At 54.5% G+C, this 15,938-nt stretch carries 16 protein-coding genes; 9 read left to right on the top strand and 7 right to left on the bottom strand.

The window, feature by feature from the left end; genetic code table 11:
- The first annotated feature begins 89 nt into the window (after positions 1-89).
- The 3 genes from zwf to kdgA all read left to right on the top strand — a co-directional run bounded on the left by zwf (position 90) and on the right by kdgA (position 4,292).
- Positions 90-1,565, top strand: a complete 1,476-nt coding sequence (gene zwf, locus HV340_RS13270; RefSeq protein WP_020883401.1) for a glucose-6-phosphate dehydrogenase — start codon at positions 90-92, stop codon at positions 1,563-1,565.
- 234 nt (positions 1,566-1,799) lie between these two features.
- Positions 1,800-3,611 carry a phosphogluconate dehydratase gene (gene edd / locus HV340_RS13265; protein WP_063924828.1) on the top strand — a complete coding sequence of 604 codons (1,812 nt, stop codon included), beginning with the start codon at positions 1,800-1,802 and terminating at the stop codon, positions 3,609-3,611.
- Positions 3,612-3,650: 39 nt separating this feature from the next.
- Complete coding sequence (kdgA, locus tag HV340_RS13260; RefSeq protein ID WP_020883402.1) at positions 3,651-4,292, top strand: bifunctional 4-hydroxy-2-oxoglutarate aldolase/2-dehydro-3-deoxy-phosphogluconate aldolase; 642 nt, start codon at positions 3,651-3,653, stop codon at positions 4,290-4,292.
- Positions 4,293-4,332: 40 nt separating this feature from the next.
- Here kdgA and purT read toward each other — a convergent pair whose 3' ends face one another.
- Entirely contained in the window at positions 4,333-5,511 is a 1,179-nt protein-coding gene (purT, locus tag HV340_RS13255) for a formate-dependent phosphoribosylglycinamide formyltransferase (protein WP_063934432.1), read from the bottom strand.
- 170 nt (positions 5,512-5,681) lie between these two features.
- On the opposite strand from purT, the gene HV340_RS13250 reads away from it, so the two are divergent.
- The gene (locus tag HV340_RS13250) at positions 5,682-6,332 is read left to right on the top strand and encodes a tellurite resistance TerB family protein (protein ID WP_181216028.1); all 651 of its coding nucleotides are present in this window, start codon (positions 5,682-5,684) and stop codon (positions 6,330-6,332) included.
- Between the two features lie 85 nt (positions 6,333-6,417).
- Positions 6,418-8,478, top strand: a complete 2,061-nt coding sequence (gene ptrB, locus HV340_RS13245) for an oligopeptidase B (protein ID WP_032678427.1) — start codon at positions 6,418-6,420, stop codon at positions 8,476-8,478.
- Here ptrB and exoX read toward each other — a convergent pair.
- The 3 genes from exoX to HV340_RS13230 all read right to left on the bottom strand — a co-directional run bounded on the left by exoX (position 8,475) and on the right by HV340_RS13230 (position 10,152).
- The gene (gene exoX / locus HV340_RS13240) at positions 8,475-9,137 is read right to left on the bottom strand and encodes an exodeoxyribonuclease X (RefSeq protein WP_014170626.1); all 663 of its coding nucleotides are present in this window, start codon (positions 9,135-9,137) and stop codon (positions 8,475-8,477) included. The genes ptrB and exoX overlap by 4 nt on opposite strands.
- A gap of 24 nt (positions 9,138-9,161) precedes the next feature.
- Entirely contained in the window at positions 9,162-9,812 is a 651-nt protein-coding gene (locus tag HV340_RS13235; RefSeq protein ID WP_020883406.1) for a carbon-nitrogen hydrolase family protein, read from the bottom strand.
- Between the two features lie 109 nt (positions 9,813-9,921).
- Positions 9,922-10,152 (bottom strand): DNA polymerase III subunit theta, encoded by a 231-nt coding sequence (locus tag HV340_RS13230; RefSeq protein WP_013096102.1) that lies wholly within the window; start codon positions 10,150-10,152, stop codon positions 9,922-9,924.
- A 137-nt stretch (positions 10,153-10,289) separates the two neighbouring features.
- On the opposite strand from HV340_RS13230, the gene yobA reads away from it, so the two are divergent.
- From yobA to HV340_RS13215, 3 genes are read left to right on the top strand one after another with little or no spacing between them, the layout of a single operon-like run.
- Positions 10,290-10,661 (top strand): CopC domain-containing protein YobA, encoded by a 372-nt coding sequence (yobA, locus tag HV340_RS13225; protein ID WP_059306266.1) that lies wholly within the window; start codon positions 10,290-10,292, stop codon positions 10,659-10,661.
- Between the two features lies 1 nt (position 10,662).
- On the top strand, positions 10,663-11,532 hold the full coding sequence (copD, locus tag HV340_RS13220) for a copper homeostasis membrane protein CopD (RefSeq protein ID WP_059306267.1): 870 nt from the start codon (positions 10,663-10,665) through the stop codon (positions 11,530-11,532).
- A gap of 16 nt (positions 11,533-11,548) precedes the next feature.
- Positions 11,549-11,887 carry a YebY family protein gene (locus HV340_RS13215; RefSeq protein ID WP_059306268.1) on the top strand — a complete coding sequence of 113 codons (339 nt, stop codon included), beginning with the start codon at positions 11,549-11,551 and terminating at the stop codon, positions 11,885-11,887.
- A gap of 406 nt (positions 11,888-12,293) precedes the next feature.
- On the opposite strand, the gene HV340_RS13210 is transcribed toward HV340_RS13215, so the two are convergent.
- On the bottom strand, positions 12,294-13,235 hold the full coding sequence (locus HV340_RS13210) for a VirK/YbjX family protein (protein ID WP_014170619.1): 942 nt from the start codon (positions 13,233-13,235) through the stop codon (positions 12,294-12,296).
- A gap of 167 nt (positions 13,236-13,402) precedes the next feature.
- Here HV340_RS13210 and pphA point away from each other — a divergent pair, with 167 nt between their 5' ends.
- Positions 13,403-14,047 (top strand): protein-serine/threonine phosphatase, encoded by a 645-nt coding sequence (gene pphA / locus HV340_RS13205; protein ID WP_181216027.1) that lies wholly within the window; start codon positions 13,403-13,405, stop codon positions 14,045-14,047.
- A 34-nt stretch (positions 14,048-14,081) separates the two neighbouring features.
- Here the strand turns inward: pphA and HV340_RS13200 are convergent, their stop codons facing one another.
- The gene (locus tag HV340_RS13200) at positions 14,082-14,321 is read right to left on the bottom strand and encodes a YebV family protein (protein ID WP_020883412.1); all 240 of its coding nucleotides are present in this window, start codon (positions 14,319-14,321) and stop codon (positions 14,082-14,084) included.
- A 105-nt stretch (positions 14,322-14,426) separates the two neighbouring features.
- Positions 14,427-15,869, bottom strand: coding sequence for a 16S rRNA (cytosine(1407)-C(5))-methyltransferase RsmF (gene rsmF, locus HV340_RS13195; RefSeq protein WP_181216026.1), 1,443 nt, complete (start codon positions 15,867-15,869; stop codon positions 14,427-14,429).
- Between the last annotated feature and the right edge of the window lie 69 nt (positions 15,870-15,938).

Raw genomic sequence — 15,938 nt, 5'->3', positions numbered from 1 at the left:
GGAATGACGTAAAAGCAGTACAGTGCAACGTAATAAAATTACAACGATACCTGGCAGAAGTACCAGGTGATCCAACTGAGGAGAATGACATGGCGGTAACGCAAACAGCCCAGGCATGTGACCTGGTCATTTTCGGCGCGAAAGGCGATCTTGCACGCCGGAAATTGCTGCCTTCCCTGTATCAACTGGAGAAAGCGGGCCAAATTCATCCGGATACGCGTATCCTGGGCGTTGGGCGCGCCGACTGGGACAAGGAAGCTTATACCAAGGTCGTACGCGAGGCGCTCGAAACGTTCATGAAGGAAAAGATTGATGAAAGTTTGTGGGATACCCTCAGCGGACGTCTTGATTTCTGTAACCTGGACGTGAACGACGTCAGCGCGTTTAACCGTTTAGGCGCAATGCTGGATCAGAAAAACCGTGTCACCATTAACTACTTCGCCATGCCGCCAAGCACTTTCGGTGCAATCTGCAAAGGCCTGGGTGAAGCGAAGCTGAACGCTAAACCGGCACGCGTGGTGATGGAGAAACCGCTGGGGACCTCTCTTTCAACCTCACGTGAAATTAACGACCAGGTCGGCGAGTACTTCGAAGAGTGCCAGGTCTACCGTATCGACCACTATCTCGGTAAAGAGACGGTACTGAACCTGCTGGCGCTGCGTTTTGCCAACTCCCTGTTTGTGAATAACTGGGACAACCGTACCATCGACCATGTGGAAATCACCGTGGCCGAAGAGGTAGGTATCGAAGGCCGCTGGGGTTACTTTGACCAGGCCGGTCAGATGCGCGACATGATCCAGAACCACCTGCTGCAAATCCTTTGCATGATTGCCATGTCTCCACCGTCTGACCTGACGGCGGACAGCATCCGTGATGCTAAAGTGAAAGTGCTGAAGTCGCTGCGTCGCATCGATCGCTCAAACGTGCGTGAGAAAACGGTACGCGGCCAGTATACCGCAGGGTTTGCTCAGGGTAAAAAAGTGCCGGGCTACCTGGAAGAAGAGGGTGCTAACAAGGCGAGCAATACCGAGACGTTTGTGGCGATCCGCGTGGATATCGATGACTGGCGCTGGGCGGGTGTTCCGTTCTACCTGCGTACCGGTAAACGTCTGCCGACCAAATGCTCTGAAGTGGTCGTTTACTTCAAAAACCCTGAACTCAACCTGTTCAAAGAGTCCTGGCAAGAGCTGCCGCAGAACAAACTGACCATTCGTCTGCAGCCAGACGAAGGGGTGGACATCCAGATCCTGAACAAAGTGCCGGGCCTGGATCACAAACATAATCTGCAGACCACTAAGCTGGACCTAAGCTACTCCGAAACATTCAATCAGACGCACCTTGCCGATGCTTACGAGCGTCTGCTGCTGGAAACCATGCGCGGTATCCAGGCGCTGTTCGTGCGTCGCGATGAAGTGGAAGAGGCGTGGAAATGGGTCGACTCCATCACCGAAGCCTGGGCTGCGGATCAGGATGCGCCAAAACCGTATCAGGCGGGCACCTGGGGGCCTGTCGCGTCCGTCGCGATGATCACCCGTGATGGCCGCTCCTGGAATGAGTTTGAGTAAAATAATCAGCTGCCTCTTAGGTGTTATTTTACCGGTAACATGATCTAACACAGCTCGTGGCACAATTTATAAACTTTTAAGCTCCGCGTGGATTCACCCGCGGAGCTTTTTTTATTACACTGCCGGAAGTGATTTTGCCCCTGAGCTCCGGACAGCAAGCGTTTCAGCGTTGTTAATAATCGCCAGCGACTTTGTAAACTCCCGAGCCCGGACAGATAAATTAGAGGAGCTTTTATGAATCCGACATTGTTACGCGTAACACAACGCATTATTGAGCGTTCGAAAGAGACCCGTTCTGCCTACCTCGCCCGGATTGAACAGGCCAAAAGTAATACCGTTCATCGCTCACAACTCGCCTGCGGTAACCTGGCGCACGGTTTCGCCGCCTGCCAGCCCGACGATAAAGCCTCGCTGAAAAGCATGCTGCGTAACAATATCGCCATCATTACCTCCTACAACGACATGCTTTCTGCGCATCAGCCGTACGAAGTGTATCCGGAGATCATCCGTAAAGCGCTGCACAGCGTCAATGCGGTAGGCCAGGTCGCGGGCGGCGTGCCGGCCATGTGCGACGGCGTGACGCAGGGTCAGGATGGGATGGAGCTCTCTCTGCTGAGCCGCGAAGTGATTGCGATGTCGGCCGCAGTGGGCCTGTCTCACAATATGTTTGATGGCGCGCTGTACCTCGGCGTGTGCGATAAAATCGTCCCGGGGCTGGCCATGGCAGCGCTGTCTTTTGGTCATCTGCCTGCGATCTTCGTGCCATCAGGCCCGATGGCAAGCGGCCTGCCAAACAAAGAAAAAGTGCGTATCCGTCAGCTGTATGCGGAAGGTAAAGCAGACCGTCAGGCACTGCTGGAAGCGGAAGCCGCCTCCTACCATGCGCCGGGTACCTGTACTTTCTACGGTACGGCCAACACCAACCAGATGGTAGTGGAATTTATGGGGATGCAGCTTCCTGGTTCCTCTTTCATTCAGCCGGATGCGCCACTGCGTAAGGCCCTGACTGAAGCAGCTGCCCGGCAGGTAACGCGTCTGACCGGTAACGGCAACGCGTGGATGCCGCTGGGTAAAATGGTCGACGAGAAAGTGATCGTCAACGGTATCGTTGCGCTGCTGGCAACCGGCGGCTCAACCAACCATACCATGCATCTGGTGGCAATGGCGCGCGCGGCGGGCATCCTGATTAACTGGGATGATTTCTCTGATATCTCGTCTGTGGTGCCACTGATGGCGCGCCTGTACCCGAACGGCCCGGCTGACATCAACCACTTCCAGGCTGCCGGTGGCGTGCCGGTGCTGATGCGCGAGCTGCTGAAAGGCGGTCTGCTGCATGAAGATGTGAACACCGTGGCGGGCTTTGGTCTGCAGCGTTATACCCATGAGCCGTGGCTCAATAACGGTGAGCTTGACTGGCGTGAAGGCGCCACCGCCTCGCTTGACGCACAGGTTATCGCCACCTTTGAACAACCTTTCTCTCGTCACGGCGGCACCAAAGTGCTCAGCGGTAACCTGGGGCGTGCGGTGATGAAAACCTCCGCCGTACCGGAAGAGAACCAGATTATCGAAGCGCCGGCCGTGGTGTTTGAAAGCCAGCATGACGTTTTGCCTGCGTTTGATGCCGGTCTGCTCGACAAAGATTGCGTCGTTGTGGTGCGCCATCAGGGGCCAAAAGCGAACGGGATGCCAGAATTACATAAACTTATGCCGCCACTTGGTGTATTATTGGACCGCCGTTTCAAAATTGCGTTAGTGACCGATGGACGCCTCTCTGGCGCATCAGGTAAAGTGCCTTCTGCCATCCACGTGACCCCGGAAGCTTACGACGGCGGTTTGCTGGCGAAAGTTCGTGATGGAGACATGATCCGCGTCAACGGTCAGACAGGTGAGTTAACCCTGCTGGTGGATGACGCTGAACTGGCGGCACGTAAGCCACATATTCCTGACCTTAGCGCATCGCGCGTGGGAACCGGACGCGAAATGTTTGGCGCGCTGCGTGAGAAATTCTCCGGTGCGGAGCAGGGCGCAACCTGTATTACGTTTTAAGACGACTTGATTTTATCGATCTGGCGAGAGAAAACTCTGATGAAAAACTGGAAAACAAGTGCAGAAGCAATCCTGACCACTGGCCCTGTCGTGCCGGTAATCGTGGTGAATAAGCTGGAACATGCTGTCCCGATGGCGAAAGCCCTGGTCGCGGGTGGTGTTCGTGTTCTGGAAGTCACCCTGCGTACCGCCTGCGCGATGGACGCTATTCGCGCTATCGCCAAAGAAGTGCCGGACGCGATCATCGGTGCGGGTACCGTACTGAATGCACAGCAGCTGGCTGACGTGACCGAAGCGGGCGCGCAGTTCGCTATCAGCCCTGGCCTGACCGAGCCGCTGCTGAAAGCTGCAACCGAAGGCACGATCCCTCTGATCCCGGGTATCAGCACCGTATCTGAACTGATGATGGGTATGGATTACGGCCTGAAAGAGTTCAAATTCTTCCCGGCTGAAGCTAACGGCGGCACCAAAGCGCTGCAGGCTATTGCGGGTCCATTCTCTCAGGTTCGCTTCTGCCCGACGGGCGGTATCTCTCCGGCAAACTACCGTGACTACCTGGCGCTGAAAAGTGTCCTGTGCATCGGCGGTTCATGGCTGGTTCCTGCGGATGCGCTGGAAGCAGGCGACTGGGATCGCATCACTAAACTGGCTCGCGAAGCGGTTGAAGGCGCGAAGCAGTAAGCGAAGACAGTATGAAAAACGGGCCTGCTGGCCCGTTTTTTTATCCTGCAACCTTCACGTTCGCGGCGGCTGTTTTGGCTCTTGCCACAGCCTCATCCACGTTTTCACCGGTCGCTAGCGCCACGCCAAGGCGGCGCGTGCCGTCAATCTCCGGTTTCCCGAACAGTCGAACCTGCAAGCCTGCACCCATAGCCCCTTCGACGTTATCAAAGGTGACGTTCTGGCTGGTTAATTGCGGCAGGATCACCGCCGAAGCCGCCGGGCCGTACTGACGAATGCCGCCAACGGGCAGGCCGAGGAAAGCGCGCACATGCAGGGCGAATTCAGAAAGGTCCTGTGAAATCAGCGTGACCATCCCGGTATCGTGCGGGCGAGGGGAGACTTCACTGAAAATTACCTCGTCGCCGCAGACAAACAGTTCCACGCCAAACAATCCGTAACCGCCCAGCGCCAGAACCACTTTACGAGCAATTTCCTGCGCACGTGCCAGCGCCAGGTCGCTCATCTGCTGCGGCTGCCAGGATTCACGATAGTCGCCATCTTCCTGGCGGTGGCCAATCGGATCGCAGAAATGGACGCCATCAACGGCGCTGACCGTCAGCAGCGTGATTTCGAAATCAAACTTTACGACACCTTCGATAATCACGCGACCGGCACCGGCACGTCCTCCCTGCTGGGCATACTCCCACGCCTTATCCAGAGTGCTGCTGTCGCGGATAAAGCTCTGTCCTTTACCGGAGGAACTCATGACGGGCTTAATGATGCACGGGTAGCCAATTTCGTCGACAGCCTGCAGGAAAGCGGCTTTATCGCCGGCAAAACGGTAACCTGAGGTAGGTAAGGACAGCTCTTCAGCCGCCAGACGACGAATGCCTTCGCGGTTCATGGTCAGTTTGGCCGCTTTTGCGCAGGGCACCACGCGCTGGCCTTCCTGCTCAAGGGCGATCAGCGTATCGGTGGCAATGGCTTCAATTTCGGGTACCACGAAATCCGGTTTCTCCTGCGTAATCAGCGTACGCAGGGCATCGCCATCCAGCATATTGATCACATAAGAACGGTGGGCGACGTGCATGGCAGGTGCGTCAGCGTAACGATCCACTGCAATGACTTCCACGCCCAAACGCTGGCACTCAATGGCGACCTCTTTACCCAGTTCGCCCGATCCTAACAGCATCACACGCGTCGCCGCAGGTCGCAGCGCGGTTCCTAAACGAGTCATAACAATCCCCCTGAAAAAGTTGCGCGCATTATAAACGTAAACGTTTGCGTCTGTCTTGTTCAGGGCCCGAGAGCGGTTAAGAAATTTGCGCTTCTTTAGCCGTGGCAGACATTTCCTGACGCCTGCTCGCTTACGTTGGGAGACATATTCACCGTTAAGTGAGGGAAACCATGTCAGGCTGGCTAAATCAATTGCAATCCATGTTGGGACAGAAAACGTCGTCATCCGGCGAGCAGGGGCTGAGCAAACTCCTGGTACCGGGGGCGCTTGGCGGGCTGGCTGGACTGCTGGTTGCCAATAAATCCTCGCGTAAGTTACTGGCAAAGTATGGTACCGGCGCGCTGCTGGCGGGCGGCGGCGTTATTGCGGGTACCGTACTGTGGAACAAATACAAGGACAGAGTGCGGACCGCGCACAGCGACGACCCCCACTTTGGTGAGCAGACCTCGCCGCTGGATCTGCGTACCGAACGGCTCATCCTGGCGCTGGTGTTCGCGGCGAAAAGCGACGGGCACATTGATGACCAGGAACGATCGGCGATTGAGCAGCAACTGCGCGAGGCCGGTGTCGAAGAAAGGGGCAGAGCGCTGGTGGCGCAGGCCATCGAACAGCCGCTCGAACCGCAGCGTCTGGCGCAAAGCGTGAAAAATGAGGAAGAGGCGCTTGAGCTCTATTTTCTGAGCTGTGCCGCCATCGATATCGATCACTTTATGGAGCGCAGCTATCTCAATGCGCTGGGTGATGCCCTGAAGATCCCACAAGATGTGCGGGACGGGATCGAGAAGGATATTCAGGAGCAAAAACGGGCGTTACAGGGCTAACTGCCACCGTCGCAGCCATGTTTCGCTTGCATCATGCGTGGGTTTTGCCAACCTTATAGGGTGTAAAACTCAAAAGAATGATGACATGCCACCGAAAGCCCGACGTACTCCTTATGCGATCACCACGCATGGCGATACGCGTATAGATAACTATTACTGGCTGCGGGACGACTCCCGTTCCCGGCCAGAAGTGCTCGACTACCTGCACGAGGAAAACGACTATGGCCGCAAGGTCATGTCCAGCCAGCAGGCGTTGCAGGACCAGCTGTTAAATGAAATGGTGCAGCGTATCCCCCAGCGCGATATTTCCGCGCCATGGACCAAAAATGGCTATCGATATCGCCATATCTACGAACCTGGCAACGAGTATCCCATCTACCAGCGACAGTCGGTGTTATGCGCCGAATGGGATGAGTGGGATATCTTGCTGGATGCCAACCAGCGCGCTGCTCACAGCGAGTTTTATACCCTCGGCGGCATGTCCATCTCTCCCGATAACACCATTATGGCGCTGGCGGAGGATTACCTCTCCCGTCGTCAGTACGGTTTGCGTTTTCGCAACCTGGAAACCGGTAACTGGTATCCGGAAATGCTGGATAACGTTTCGCCGGACTTTGTCTGGGCGAATGATTCCGAAACGGTCTACTACGTCAAAAAGCATGCCTCCACGTTGTTGCCTTACCAGGTGTGGCGCCACACCGTTGGGACGGATTCTGCTGACGACGAACTGGTTTACGAAGAGAAAGACGAAACGTTTTATGTCAGCCTGCACAAAACCTCGTCTCGCCACTATGTGATTATCTTCCTGGCCAGCGCCACCACCTCTGAAGTTCTGCTTCTGGACGCCGAGCTACCTGATGCGCAGCCGCTGTGCTTCCTGCCGCGGCGTAAAGATCATGAATACAGCCTCGATCACTTCCAGCACAGCTTTTACTTGCGCTCTAATCGGGAGGGTAAAAACTTTGGCCTCTACAAAACCAAAGTACGCGATGAACGCAAGTGGGAAGTGTTAATCCCCGCCCGGGAGCAGGTGATGCTCGAAGGGTTTACGCTGTTCACCGACTGGCTGGTGGTTGAGGAGCGCCAGCGGGGGCTGACCAGCCTGCGGCAAATTAACCGCAAAACGCGGGAAGTGATCGGGATTGCGTTTGACGACCCGGCCTATGTTACGTGGATAGGGTTTAATCCTGAGCCGGAATCGTCGCGTCTGCGCTACGGCTACTCGTCTATGACCACGCCCGATACGCTCTTTGAGCTGGATATGGACACCGGGCAACGTCAGGTGCTTAAACAGTCCGAAGTGAAAGGGTTCGATTCCGACAACTACCGAAGCGAACACCTGTGGGTTACCGCCCGCGATGGCGTCGAGGTGCCGGTCTCGCTTGTTTATCATCGGGCGCATTTCCAGAAAGGTAAGAATCCGATTCTGGTTTACGGCTACGGCTCCTACGGCTCAAGCATGGACGCTGATTTCAGCAGCAGCCGGTTAAGTCTGCTGGATCGCGGTTTTGTGTTCGCCATTGCGCATGTTCGCGGCGGCGGGGAGCTGGGACAGCACTGGTATGAAGACGGGAAATTCCTGAAAAAGAAAAATACTTTCAATGATTATCTCGACGTCTGCGATGCGTTGATTGAGCAGGGCTATGGCGATCCTGGGCTTTGCTTTGGTATGGGCGGCAGCGCGGGAGGATTATTGATGGGGGCCGTCATCAATCAGCGTCCCGAACGCTTTAAAGGGATTATTGCGCAGGTGCCGTTTGTCGATGTGGTAACGACCATGCTGGATGAATCCATCCCGCTGACGACCGGAGAGTTTGAAGAGTGGGGCAACCCGCAGGATGAGATCTACTATCGCTACATGAAAGAGTACAGCCCGTACGACAATGTAGAAGCGAAAGCGTATCCGCACATGCTGGTGACCACCGGATTGCACGATTCACAGGTGCAATACTGGGAGCCTGCAAAATGGGTGGCGAAACTGCGGGAACTGAAAACCGACGACAACCTGCTGCTGCTGTGCACGGATATGGACTCCGGTCACGGCGGGAAATCGGGACGATTTAAATCTTACGAAGGCGTGGCACTGGAGTATGCGTTTTTGATTGGCCTGGCGCAGGAGACGCTGCCAGGCCGTGCGGAGCGTTAAGCTTCGCCAAGATAGTGCTTAAGCGTTAAACGCAGTTCCGGGCTCATCTTATCGAGGTTGTTATAGAGCCAGCGCAGATAGCCCGGATCTTTATCCGCAATATCGGAAACCGCCCGACCGCGGTATTTGCCAAAGGTGAAGGTAGTCAGCAATGCCGGACGCCCGGTAATGGTCGCCATATCATCAGGGGTCCAGCCGGAGTTATTCATAATATCAATGAGTAACGCGGCGGTGATGTAGCAGTCATACAGGGCGCGGTGATGGTGCAGACCCTCCGGCGTTCTGACGCTCAGCTTACGGGATTTGTACAACGCCATATTGCTGTACTTAATCCCGGGCCAGAGACGACGCGCCAGTTTCATCGTGCAAATCCATTCTCCGGGCATGTCGGGGAGCACCCGGCGGTCAAAACTGGCGTTGTGCGCGACGTACCACGGGCTACCGTAATAGTGGGGTATCACCTCTTCTATCCACGGTTTGTCCGCCACCATCGATTCTGTAATGCGATGAATAGCCATTGCCTGCGGGCTGATCGGGCGATCGGGACGTACCAGATGGCTCATTGGGTTGACTATTTTTCCATCAATCACGTCGACAGAAGCCACTTCCACTATTCCGCCCTGAAGATCGCAGGTTTCGGTATCGATGACGCGCAGCATTGAACTCTCCTGAGCCTAAAACGCCTAGCCTAAAGGAATGATATCGCCTTGCCAACCCTGTCTGCCAAGAGATCCGGTCAATAGCAGTTCACCTTTGTCCGCGCGGACGATCAGCTGACCTTTTTCATCCCATAACGCGCTGCCGCCGCGCGCGTTCGCCATTAACACCGCAATGGCATATTTGTGTGCGAATCGCTGCAGGGTACTGATGGATTGCCGCCAGCGGCTATCTCCCACTGACTGGCAGCTGGTAAACAGCGTCGCCTGTGGGTCGAGATTTGGCGAATCAGCATGTGCATCGATGATCGTCAGCTGTTTATCTCCTGGGATCAGGCTTGCACCGCGACCCTGAGGGTAGCGCAGGATGCTATGGCGAGAGGGGGTAAACAGGGCAAGGCCTTTCTGGCGATGGCCATTCACGTCGAGCGGAAGCCCGGCAATAATAGTAATCCGGTATAATTTTGCGGCGTTTAGCAACGGGGCCAGCTGTTTATCATCGGGAGGGGCGGGGAGCGTCGTTGTCCCTGGGCCAGTTAATGAGAGCTCCGGGAATACCAGCAAATCGCACTGCTGTCGTGCCGCTTCGGCAATGAAACGGAGATGGTGCGCGACATGTTCATCTACACTGTGGTGCAGCCCGGCATACTGGGCCGCAGCAATATTCCATTGTGACATCGTGACTTCCTTTACACAGAGTCGCAGTGATTTAAGAATACACCTAATTTAATCAGGGTTTTCTTATCCTGCCATATTCCGCGTAAGGAAGTGTAACGACTCGTTAAGCTTATTTAACTTTAGGTTCGTACGGTAAACGAGAGAGGTTAACTGAGGCGAGACGATGCGCAATTAAGCGTTCGCGAAACCAGTCGCGCAGATGAGCAGGTTGCTCACGTTCAACCACTTCAGCCACGATGGGCATGTTGTAACGCTCTTTAAATGCGACGCCAGCGGCAGCGAGATCGACATTCACTTTATCCATCTCGTCCTGAGGAAGGGCGGCCAGATTGATCTTCATTACCTTCTCCTTTTTAGACGGCGGCAACGTTACCGCGATTGCTCGACGATGACAAGCAGAGGTGGGATGATCCTCGACTCGCTTATTATACAGAGTTATTCTTTGCCATACAGGCATAACAAAAAGGAATGATTGCGATGGGTTTATCCTCTTCCCGCGCGGCAGGCGCACTGGTCTTTTTGGCCTCTTGCGTGATGTCACCCTCCGTGCTGGCGCACGCTCACCTTAAACAACAGACTCCGGCAGCAGATAGCCTCGTGACGGCACCGCGCACGCTGACGCTGACGTTTTCAGAAGGTATTGAGCCCGGTTTTAGCGGTCTGGTGGTGACGGATGCACAAAAGCAGACCATCAGGACCGGTGCCGTTAAACGCGACGAGAAAGACAAGACGCAGCTGAATGTGCCGCTGGATCGCGAGTTGACGCCCGGAACCTACCAGGTTGACTGGCATGTGGTGTCGGTAGACGGCCACAAGACAAAAGGCAGTTATCACTTTAGCGTGAAATAGCATGCTGGCGATGTGCTACGTAGGGCTGCGCTTTCTCCATTTCGGCGCGTTAATGCTTATTTTTGGCAATGCGCTGTATAGCGTCTGGTTTGCTCCTTCCTCTCTGCAACGACTCATGTCCCGGCGTTTTCAGTCGCAGCAGAGAATGGCGGCGTTAATCAGCCTGGTGACAGCGCTCCTGATGTTTACGCTTCAGGGCGGGTTAATGGGGAATGGCTGGGGCGATGTCGTCAACCCCGACATCTGGCGTAGCGTGCTGGGGACGCAGTTTGGAAGCGTCTGGCTGTGGCAAATTATTCTCGCGGTCCTTACTGCCGGTACAGCATGGCTGGCACCGCATAAAGGCTCACGGCTGTTACTGCTCGCCATGGGACAGTTCATCCTGCTGGCGGGAGTAGGGCATGCGACAATGAACGAAGGCGCGGTGGGCGCATTACAACGTCTTAATCACGCTCTTCATGTGTTATGTGCTGCAACCTGGCTTGGCGGATTACTGCCGCTGCTGTTTTGCATGCGTCTGGCGAAAGGGCAGTGGCAGCCTGCCGCAATCTACACCATGATGCGCTTCTCACGCGTGGGGCATTACGCCGTAGCAGGCGTGGTGCTTACCGGCGTTTTCAATGCGTTGTTTATTCTGGGTATCGATATTCCCTGGCAGGCCCGTTACGTGCAATTTTTGTTGTTCAAATGTGCGCTGGTGGCTTTGATGGTGGTAATTGCGCTGGCAAATCGGTATTTTCTGGTGCCACGGTTTCGTGCGCAAAGCGGGCGAGAACAACAAATATTTATCAGAATGACACAAGCAGAAGTGGTGCTGGGTGCGCTGGTGCTGGCTACAGTCAGTCTGTTCGCGACCTGGGAACCCTTCTGACAAGGTTAACTATCCTATGAAAAATACACTACTTTCTCTCATCTTGCTGGCCTGTACGGGGAGTGCCCTGGCCGCACCACAGGTCATTACCGTCAGCCGTTTTGAAGTGGGTAAGGACAAATGGGCGTTTAATCGCGAAGAGGTGATGCTGACCTGCCGTCCGGGGCACGCCTTGTATGCGATTAACCCAAGCACGCTGGTGCAATACCCTTTAAATGATGTCGCAGAGCAGCAGGTCGCCAGCGGCAAAAGCAGTGGACAGCCAATCAGCGTTATTCAGATTGATGATCCCGCGCATTCAGGACAGAAGATGAGCCTGGCACCGTTTATCGAGCGTGCAGACACGCTTTGTTAATCTTCGGGTTTCCAATAAAAAACCGCAGATGCTTGCGAAAGCACTGCGGTTTTTCACTTTTAATGATGCTCATACGCTTTTTTTCCGGCCGCTTTAACTGAGGACTGGAAAACCTGGCGTCGTCATCTATTCTTAAAAGGCAAGGCGACTTAGCCTGCATTAATGCCAACTTTTAGCGCACGGCTCTCTCCCAAGAGCCATTTCCCTGGACCGAATACAGGAATCGTATTCGGTCTCTTTTTATCTGATTGAAAGCAAACGATTTATTCCTTTCACCGGCTCTCTCAGAAGGGACACGTTCAGTGATCCGTCTTCAACCATATCACAAAACGGCAGGCGTAAGTCCAGCCCTTTTTGCCGGTTTTGTTAAATTTTTATGCAGAGTTGAAGAAAGCTCTCAGCGCACTTAAAAGCGTGATTTCACCTCAGCCTCAATGCAGTCAAGCAGTTCAAAGCGACGGCGATATTCCGCCCGTTTTTTACTGGCGATATCTTCCAGGGATTTACGCTCCATCTGTAACGGCAGTTGCCAGCAGAAGGGGGAGATTTTCTTACCGTCCAGACTCGCCCAGAATTCGTCATAGCTGGCATGGAAATGACGGCCTTTGCTCAGGCGGTAACGCAGTGCGCGGAAAACGTGTCCCTCATCACCGACAGCAAAAATCGCCCGGACGGATGAATGTGCGGCCAGCTGGAAAACCACTTCCATCAGCACGCGTTTTGGAAACAGGCCATGGCAGGCGCGGGTCGCCAGTTTAATGGCGTCATGCGAGACGTTGCGACGTGGCCCCTGAAGCCCACCAATCACCAGCACTCGCTGCCCGTTGCTGCGTGCGACGCTAAACGTCAGGCTTGCGAGCACGGTATTCTCGCTGTCGCGCAGCCACAGCGTGCTTTCACCTTCCCGCTCGGCTTTGCCGGCAGAAGAGGCACTCACGGTATACGTCGCGTCGTTTTTTGCCTGAAATTGCACTATGGTCTGCTCTTGCGGGCTGGTCAGCGCGTTGGCGAGGGTGATATTTTTCAGGCTATCGACCCAGTGATAATGGCTGATGATAGCGTCAGCCCGATCGCCGGCCGTCAGGCCACGCATCAGATACTGCCGATGGGTTTTACTCGGTAAGGTAATTTGAGAGGCCAGCAGACGGTCAAAATCATCACGTCCTGAGAGCGTTTCCAGCACGCGATGGGTGGAAGACCAGAACAGGAGCGAGCGCAGCAGGAACTTCAGACGATACTCGCGTTTCTGCCAGATTGGACCCGGAACGCGTTTTCCTTTCACCAGCTCGGAAATGATATTTGTGCGATGCGGATAGAACACATCGTTGTGCAGGTGCATATTAGACACGTTAAGACCTCTCGTTTAATTCATGCCTTATTCTAAAGAGTCAGCAAAAAGGGATTAATAGCGCGCGGATCTTTATTTCCATTTGGTTTACCGTTCGTTTGGCTTTGTGAATGCTGCACGTGTCAGCTGCAATTTCTGCTGCGTCTATACTTAAGCAAGGAGGTTTTATGTATCAGCGAATCGATGGTGGGAAGTGGCGGCACGTCTGGGTTGTCAGCGACATACATGGTTGTTATCAGTGGCTCATGGATGAACTGAAACGCCGGCATTTTAATCCTTATGAGGATTTGCTTATTTCCGTAGGGGATGTAATTGACCGTGGCCCTGACAGTATTAAATGTTTACAGCTCATCAATGAAAAATGGTTTCGTGCAGTACGGGGCAACCATGAACAAATGGCTATCGACAGCCTTGATAATAATGATTTTGCACTCTGGACAATGAATGGTGGAATTTGGTTTACCCGCCTTGAGCACACACAGCAGCAGCTGGCGCTGACGTTACTTAATGCGTGTCGGGAACTGCCGCACATTATCGAGATAACCTGTGCAAACGGTTTGAATGTGATTGCTCACGCTGACTATCCCGCTGCGGAATACCGCTGGCAAAAACCCGTAAGCGCCCAGCACGTACTATGGGATCGCGACCGGCTGATGGGGTTTATGGTCGGGAAAGGGCAGGGGATCGGCGGTGCGGACCATTTCTGGTTCGGACATACGCCACTTGACCGGCGGTATGATTTTAATAACCTGCACTACATTGATACCGGCGCCGTTTTCGATGGTTACTTTACGCTGGCGCAACTTCAGTAATAAATAACCCGCCTTCGGGCGGGTTCTCTTTAGGTCAGGCAAGACGCATGACCCAGGCATCGGATTGACTATCGTAATGCTCACGGTAAAGGACTGAGTGTTCGCCATCAAGTATTGCCGGTACGCTGGTATCGGCATCCCAGGCATCCAGTTGCATGCACAAATCCGGGTCGGATTTGCAGGGAATACTTAACGTTCGTTCGCCCTGTGCTTCGCCGCGCAATTCTGCGTCGTCGATTTCGAAAGCGCCAATACGCACGCTGGTTTTCGTCATATTGCTCTCCGGGTGTGTTATCAAAATCTGGTATGACCAGTATGGGCATCCATTTTTGATCGTAGACAAGGAGAGCAAAATCGCCAGTAAAAAAATGCGCTTTTTTCAGCCGGTGCGATCGTTACCGGTAAACAATCGCCCATCACGAACCAGCTCTCGCGGATAGCTGTTTTTCAATCGCGAGCCCACCTTTTTCGCCAGCCCTAACGGATAACCCTGATAGGTCACCACCACTTCATCATGCGATGGCGTGTTGTCCGGATACACATCACGGCCCCGGTACCACTCTTCGGCTTCCTGGTGTGTCAGGGCGAACGTATTCTCGCTGTCGGCGAGGGCGATAACAGCCTCATGCTGCCAGCGATAGCCTTTATTGTGCACTTCCGCCAGGCGGATCCCGATGCGGGAAAAACGTACCTTGCCGATAAGCGGCTCAATATTTGCCGGGAAAAGCCAAATCTCTTTATCGCGAATCCAAAGATGGCATGTTTCATCCCAGGCCAGCCCGACCTTAGCGGCGGCGGTAGTGACTTGCTCCGCCTCACGCCTTTTCATGGGGGCGAAGGGGAAATTGCCGACCTTAAACGTCGGGGCTGGCAGTGGCTCAACCGCCTGCGTTTTACGCAACCGTGCGACAAAAAAACCTTCGCAGTCATAAATCTGGGGGAAAACGTGCAGAAATCCTTCAGGCGTGACGGCTTCATTGGCTGAAGCGAACAAACCATTTAACGGCAGGAACTCGACGGCATCAGGGTATTGCGCCTTGAGCCACAGACAGACGTGCTCGTTCTCGTCACGGTTTAAGGTGCAGGTCGAATAAACCAATGTGCCACCGGGACGCAGGGCATGGAAGGCGCTGTCGATCAGTTCGCGCTGGGTGGCGGCAATCTCAAGGTTACTCTCCACAGACCAGTTTTTTAACGCATCAGGATCTTTACGCACCACCCCTTCGCCGGAGCAGGGCGCATCCAGCAGGATGGCATCAAACGCTTCTGGCAGGGCTGCGCCAAATACGCGGCCATCGAAGTGCGTCAGGGCAACGTTATGGATCCCGCAGCGGCTGATGTTAGCGTGCAGAACTTTAACGCGACTGGCTGAAAACTCGTTGGCGAGAATGGCCCCGCGATTCCCCAACCTGGCGGCAATTTGCGTGGTTTTGGAGCCCGGCGCGGCAGCGACATCCATGACGCGTTCTGGCGCATTATCATCCGCAAACAGGGCGGCAACCGGCAGCATCGAGCTGGCTTCCTGGATATAAAACAGACCACTCAGATGTTCTGCGGTACTGCCCAATGGCAACGACGCTTCGTCATCCCGTTCAATCCAAAAACCCTCTGCACACCACGGTACTGGCGTCAGTTGCCAGTTATACGGCGAGACCAGTGTCAGAAAATCGGCGACGCTTATTTTCAGCGTGTTGACACGGATACTCCGGCGCAACGGCCGCTGACAGGCGGCGATAAAATCGTCTAACGAGAGGTGAGAAGGAAGCGCCTCGCGCATCTGCGCCAGGAATTGTTCAGGAAGAAATACGGAGTTTTGAGCCACGTGCACACCACAGGGAAAAGTTCAGGGGCGCAGTGTAACATAAAGGCTCCGGTGCGTTGACACCGGAGC

Origin of the sequence: Enterobacter sp. RHBSTW-00975 (genome assembly GCF_013615235.1) — a bacterium.
In the GTDB taxonomy this organism is placed as follows: domain Bacteria; phylum Pseudomonadota; class Gammaproteobacteria; order Enterobacterales; family Enterobacteriaceae; genus Enterobacter; species Enterobacter ludwigii.
Note: the sequence above shows the minus strand (reverse complement) of the source record. Positions and strands in the feature narration are given on the sequence as shown.